The sequence below is a fragment of the Mesorhizobium sp. Root552 genome (genome assembly GCF_001427285.1).
In the GTDB taxonomy this organism is placed as follows: domain Bacteria; phylum Pseudomonadota; class Alphaproteobacteria; order Rhizobiales; family Rhizobiaceae; genus Mesorhizobium.
Genome location: NZ_LMFV01000047.1, coordinates 1 through 5,220, shown reverse-complemented (window position 1 = coordinate 5,220; position 5,220 = coordinate 1). Strand labels below are relative to the sequence as shown.

General features: G+C 57.7%; 9 protein-coding genes. 6 read left to right on the top strand and 3 right to left on the bottom strand.

Annotated elements, in window-relative coordinates; genetic code table 11:
- The first annotated feature begins 153 nt into the window (after positions 1-153).
- Together ASD50_RS17515 and ASD50_RS17510 are read left to right on the top strand one after the other, a co-directional pair.
- Positions 154-564 carry a hypothetical protein gene (locus ASD50_RS17515; protein WP_056243929.1) on the top strand — a complete coding sequence of 137 codons (411 nt, stop codon included), beginning with the start codon at positions 154-156 and terminating at the stop codon, positions 562-564.
- A 2-nt stretch (positions 565-566) separates the two neighbouring features.
- Positions 567-911, top strand: a complete 345-nt coding sequence (locus ASD50_RS17510) for a hypothetical protein (RefSeq protein ID WP_056243925.1) — start codon at positions 567-569, stop codon at positions 909-911.
- Positions 912-973: 62 nt separating this feature from the next.
- Here ASD50_RS17510 and ASD50_RS17505 read toward each other — a convergent pair whose 3' ends face one another.
- Positions 974-1,249 (bottom strand): DUF982 domain-containing protein, encoded by a 276-nt coding sequence (locus ASD50_RS17505; protein ID WP_056243923.1) that lies wholly within the window; start codon positions 1,247-1,249, stop codon positions 974-976.
- A 301-nt stretch (positions 1,250-1,550) separates the two neighbouring features.
- Here ASD50_RS17505 and ASD50_RS17500 point away from each other — a divergent pair, with 301 nt between their 5' ends.
- The 4 genes from ASD50_RS17500 (at position 1,551) to ASD50_RS17480 (ending at position 4,644) form a co-directional block, all read left to right on the top strand.
- Positions 1,551-2,234, top strand: coding sequence for a recombinase family protein (locus tag ASD50_RS17500; RefSeq protein WP_056243921.1), 684 nt, complete (start codon positions 1,551-1,553; stop codon positions 2,232-2,234).
- Positions 2,235-2,467: 233 nt separating this feature from the next.
- Positions 2,468-2,626: an XRE family transcriptional regulator gene (locus ASD50_RS23650; RefSeq protein WP_200952431.1), complete on the top strand. Its 159-nt coding sequence runs from the start codon at positions 2,468-2,470 to the stop codon at positions 2,624-2,626.
- A 228-nt stretch (positions 2,627-2,854) separates the two neighbouring features.
- Positions 2,855-3,322 (top strand): hypothetical protein, encoded by a 468-nt coding sequence (locus tag ASD50_RS17490; RefSeq protein WP_082549722.1) that lies wholly within the window; start codon positions 2,855-2,857, stop codon positions 3,320-3,322.
- 968 nt (positions 3,323-4,290) lie between these two features.
- Positions 4,291-4,644 carry a DUF1236 domain-containing protein gene (locus ASD50_RS17480; RefSeq protein ID WP_056243910.1) on the top strand — a complete coding sequence of 118 codons (354 nt, stop codon included), beginning with the start codon at positions 4,291-4,293 and terminating at the stop codon, positions 4,642-4,644.
- Between the two features lie 102 nt (positions 4,645-4,746).
- On the opposite strand, the gene ASD50_RS22705 is transcribed toward ASD50_RS17480, so the two are convergent.
- Together ASD50_RS22705 and ASD50_RS23705 are read right to left on the bottom strand one after the other, a co-directional pair.
- Positions 4,747-4,911 carry a DUF3309 family protein gene (locus ASD50_RS22705; protein ID WP_082549721.1) on the bottom strand — a complete coding sequence of 55 codons (165 nt, stop codon included), beginning with the start codon at positions 4,909-4,911 and terminating at the stop codon, positions 4,747-4,749.
- A 57-nt stretch (positions 4,912-4,968) separates the two neighbouring features.
- Positions 4,969-5,220: hypothetical protein (locus ASD50_RS23705; protein WP_210168938.1), on the bottom strand; the 252-nt coding region annotated here is incomplete at its 5' end.

Sequence of the window (5,220 nt, the reverse complement as noted above, 5' to 3'; positions counted from 1 at the left end):
AGGCCAGCCACTGAAACAGGTGCATGAGATCAGGCGCATCATCGTATCTCCGGCCGAGCGCGAGGAATGGAAGCGTGAACGAGACGAACGCGTCATGCGCCACATCGAGGCTGAACGCGATCAGGACCTGATCACATGGAAGCCTGAGCAGCCATGAGTATTCGCCAATGCAACTCCACATCCCTGCCCTCCCCGGCACAGGTCGAGGCTCTGACAGGTTACGGACTGTCGTCGGCCAATATTGCGAAAATGCTGGATATTGATGAGGACGTCTTGCGCGCGGCCTTCGAACACGAGCTCGACTGTGGCGGCCTGAAGGCMAATGCCAAGGTTGCCGAGAGCCTTTACCGCAAGGCAACCGGCGAAGGTCGCGAATCCGTCACCGCCGCCATCTTCTGGYTGAAAGCCCGCGCCTGCTGGAAGGAGACGAGCATCCACGAGATGGACGGGAAACTCGATACGAACGTCACCTTCGTCACCACCTACGAAGAGCGTCCCTGCGACCGTTTGGAAACGAAAGACCACGACGCGCGCTCGACGTGGCAACAGCCAAGAGAGATGTAGCAATGGAACAGGAGCCTGAAGATCTGGGCCATGGGTTGCCAACTGCCAAAGTGGAAGCCTTGGCCGGCTTCGGTCTATCACCAGAGGAAATCGCCCATGTCCTGGAGGTCGATCTCGATCTCCTGACATCCAGTTGTGCCCGCGAACTTGAAAGCGGCCGCATCAAGGCCAATTTGCGCGTCGCGGAAAGCCTGTACAGGAAGGCGACGGGCGAAGGCCGCGAATCCGTGACTGCAGCAATATTCTGGCTCAAGACAAGGGCCCGCTGGAAAGAAACCAGTTCGACCTCCACCGATGTCCGCGTCAGCTTTGCCACCCACGAGGAAATACTCGAGCAACTGCGCTGATCGTACAAAGTACGAAACAGCGCCAATTGAAGTGCTGCAGGGGCATGCAACCAAGCAGGTCTCTAGCGACGGCTACTTCGTGGTGCATGATACTCGACAAGGATATCGGCTTCTCTCGCCGCATCCTCAAAGGCTTGCCGCGCAAGAGCAGCCCTTTGCGCATCGTCTGGATGCTGAAGCGCCTTCATCACGGCGGTGCGGGCCGCCAGGTGTTTGGGACCGCTCCTGGTCGGCCACTGGCTCAACAGAACCTCTGCTGCTCTGGCCGGTCTGTCGACCGTAAAGGTCATGTTGACGCCGAGCATCACCGAAACCGGCTTGTCAAAACGCTGCTCCATCACGTGCACTCCGCCAAGGCTAAACAACGTGCCATTAACTGGATGGTTGCATGACAACGCCCGCCAACCCGACGGGAATGATCCTTGCGTCAATTTTTTGGAACCCGCAGAGCCGCAAAACCCGCGCTGCATCGTGATCAATGGAACACGACGCCCGTCAGTATCCTTCCGGCAAGGCCTCGGGGTGCAGTCCACAGCGCGCCCCGAAAACTCCACAAGATCAGTAGCTTGACTTGCATCTCGCCCCATATCGAGCACAGTGCAAACGGTGGTTTGCAGTTTGAACACCCGGAGCCGTTTCATGTCGCAGTGCGCAATCGCTTACTATCGGGTCTCCACACAGCGGCAGGGTCGTTCGGGCCTTGGCCTCGAAGCCCAGCGTGCCGCCATTGCCCGCTTCGCCGATGCCCAGGCCATCTCGATCCTCGATCAGTTCACCGAGATCGAAACCGGCAAAGGAGCCGATGCGCTGGATCGCAGGCCGCAACTTGCCGCAGCCCTTGCGCTTGCCCGACACGAAGGCTGCCCGGTGATTGTTGCCAAGCTCGATCGCCTCTCGCGTGATGTCGCCTTCATTGCCGGCCTGATGGTCCAACGCATTCCATTCATCGTCGCCGAATTGGGCGCCGATGCCGATCCGTTCATGCTACACCTTTACGCAGCACTCGCCGAGAAGGAGCGGCGCCTGATCTCAGAACGCACCAAAGCCGCCCTCACCTCGCGCAAGACCACCGGAATGAAGCTCGGTAATCCAAGCAACGCCGCCCAGGCTGCAACGAAAGGTCGCCAGGTCTCGATGCGCGAAGCAGACCGCTTTGCCCAAGCCGTCCTGCCCATCATCGCCTCCATCCAGCGTTCCGGCATCACCAGCCTGCGCGGGATCGCCACAGCCCTCAACAACCGCGGCATCCACACCGCGCGCAATGGCCAATGGCAGGTGTCCAACGTGCGTAATCTCTTGAAACGGTCAGCCAAAGTCGAATAGACGTCGAGACGGCTTTTATAGACGGGATTTATTCGAGCCAGTGTCACTCGCCGAGCGGGAAGTCGGGATCCGTTTATACCCGTCAACAAGAAATGAACGCAGCGGTTTTTATTGCCTATACGGTCTTAATCGGCTAGTCGGCGGTCATGATAACATCCGCTCAAATAGGAGCCGCCTGCGCTCTCCTTGGTTGGAAGCAGATTGACGTTGCAGCTGTGGCCGGTATCTCTGAGATGAGCGTGAAGAATATTGGGCGCGGCGTCACAAATCCGCGCGTCAACAGACCCACAGCCATCCGCACCGCCCACGAAGCGGCCGGCGTGATCTTCATCGACCAAAACGGCGGTGGGCCAGGCGTGCGGCTGCGGAAGGCACAAACCAGCCTTGGATAGGACGATCACCACGCGACAGATCAAAGCCGCACGTGCACTGCTACGGTGGTCTCAGGAGGAGTTGTCTATACGTGCCGGAATAGCCGCTCCGACGCTTAGGAGACTTGAGGCCATCGACGGGCCTTTATGTGGCAGTCCGAAGACGGTAAAAAAGCTCACCTCGGCCCTGATTTCCGCGGGCATTGAATTCCTCGGCAATCGCGGCGTCCGGCTCCTGGAGCGGGGTTGGTGAGAACCAGACCTTTTCTGATCTACAAACTTTCTCCTGCACAGATCGTGCTCGTCGATCGACTGGCCTCCTGCGAAAATGGCGTCGCCCTGGACAAGCTTGAATATCGTGAAGTCGTGGTCTGGCAGGAATTGGAAAGGCTCGGTTTTGCCGATATGAAAATCCGGCGCCGAAAAGCTGTAATCGTTCTTACCGAAAGGGGCGCGCGGGTTCGTTCCTCTGGCTATTTCTCGAAGAAACCGGTCATCAAGCTCACCCAGCCGCAGATCGCCGCTCTTCGCTTCCTGGCGGCCGGGCCGCGCACCTTCAATGACATGCCCAGCCATATGGTCGACGTGTGCCGACGCATGGGCATCCGAGGCTGGGCGGAATGGCAGGGCGACGTCGGCGGGCCGAACTGGATGCGGATCACGGCCGAGGGATGGCAAATATTGAAACTGGTGGATGCTGCGGCTGCTAAACCCTGATTGCCACACACCGCCACACGGGCACAATTGCGGGGGGACGGAGTGGACGAGAGCCGCATTACTATCAAGTTCGAGTGCCCCCTATGCGGTAGTGAGGATATCGATCTTCCGGACGACTTCTCCGACGACTCAATCGCAACGTGCGCCAATCCAAATTGCGGCGCTCAATTTGGTCGCTGGGTCGACATCAAGGAGCGGGCGAAGCGGGTGGTAGCGGAAGCACTTCGGAAACAAAAGCACCGCCAAGGATGAGACAGTCGTAGCGCCGGTTGCCGTCAAATTTCAGCGGCTTTTTATTGCTTCCCTGCCAGCAGGTGCTAATCTAGGTTAGCCGCTAGCCACAACCGGCGGCACGAGGCCCGGCCCGCCTCCTCAAAGGCACATCCCGGCCGGGTCTCATCCCCTTTCAAAACCACGGCCGCTTCGCTTGTTGCTTCCCTGCTTACAGGTGCTAGGCCGTTTCTACTGTCCGCAACAACTGGCAGCGCGAGGCTCAGCCCGTCTAAGCTCAGCAAACTTCGCAAGGCTGGGCCTCATTTCCCCTCCAAAAACCTGCCCCGCTTCGGCGGGGCTTTTGGGAACAATCCCGTCCCTTCGGCGTTTTCAAGCCAGAGGGTTATATCCATGATGAACCAGATATTTTGGTCGTTTTACACGGTGACGGTGCTCGGCAGTGTTGCAGCCCTGATTTTAATAACCTTTATGTAAATTCACCTCACCGCCTCAACCTCGCGGCCTGTTGTTCAGGCATTCAGGACGTTCAGCACTTGGATGGATGGTGTTCTGCAACTCGCTGAGTGCATCGTAATGCTCTTTGAACGGCGTCAACTGCGCTTGTGCAGCAACAAGAGCCGGCAACTTGAGCGTACTCTAAATTGGTGTTGGGACCAAAATGACCTTAATCGATTCTGGAACCAACCCGATAATCTCCGGGTTTCCCTTGCCCAAGGAATGCAAAGGAGAAACCGATGAAAACGCGTCTGACTATCGCATTGTCTATGCTCCTGGCGGGTAGCGGCATAGCTGCCGCACAGAACACGGTTGTGGTTCCCGCAGATACAACTGTTGTTGTGCCAGCCGAACCGGCGCCGGGCGCCGTGGTGATCCAGCCCGAGCAGCAAACCGTTATCCGGGAATATGTGCACAAGAACCCGGCGGCCTCGATCAACATCTTGGGGCTGGAACTGAGCCTCGGCACCAAGGTGCCCGACACCGTGGAACTTCATGAAGTGCCTGATGTCAGCTATCGCTACGCAGTCATCAACGGACAGACGGTCCTTATCGATCCGCAAACCCACCAGATTGTTCAAGTCCTAAACTGAGTCTCACCAAAAACCCCATCCGGCAGTCGACCGGATGGGGCATGCTCGCCGGGAAACGGGTGCGCCTGGGATTTCCCTGCGATGGCTTGTCGATGGCGGAACCTATATCCTGCCCAGCACAACCAGGATGATGACGATAAGTAGTACGACGCCTAAACCGCCACCGCCATAGTAGCCCGTACCGTAAAATGGACCGCCACCGAGGCCGCTAAATCCACCCAGCAGAACAAGCACAAGCAGGATGATGAGAATTGTACCGAGACTCATGATTTCCCCTCTCCGATGGATTGCTCAACGAATGCGAACCACAACACTTGGAACGCCTTAGCGTTCCGCATCTAAACGAGTGCCTCGATCCAAATAACGAAAACCCGCCGCCGGAGGGATCGGCGGCGGGGTGTCTTGGGTGCTATTTGTCAGGATGCGAGGCTGACGTTTATTAACTCCCGGAAGGAAAATCTGTTCCGGCGTTTGGATTTTGTCAGGCGAAATGAGAAATTGCCCCCCGGACGAAAGGAAGAACTGACCCCCTCTCTTTTGAGAGGACGGATAGATGACGACAGAGCTTTCGGCGAC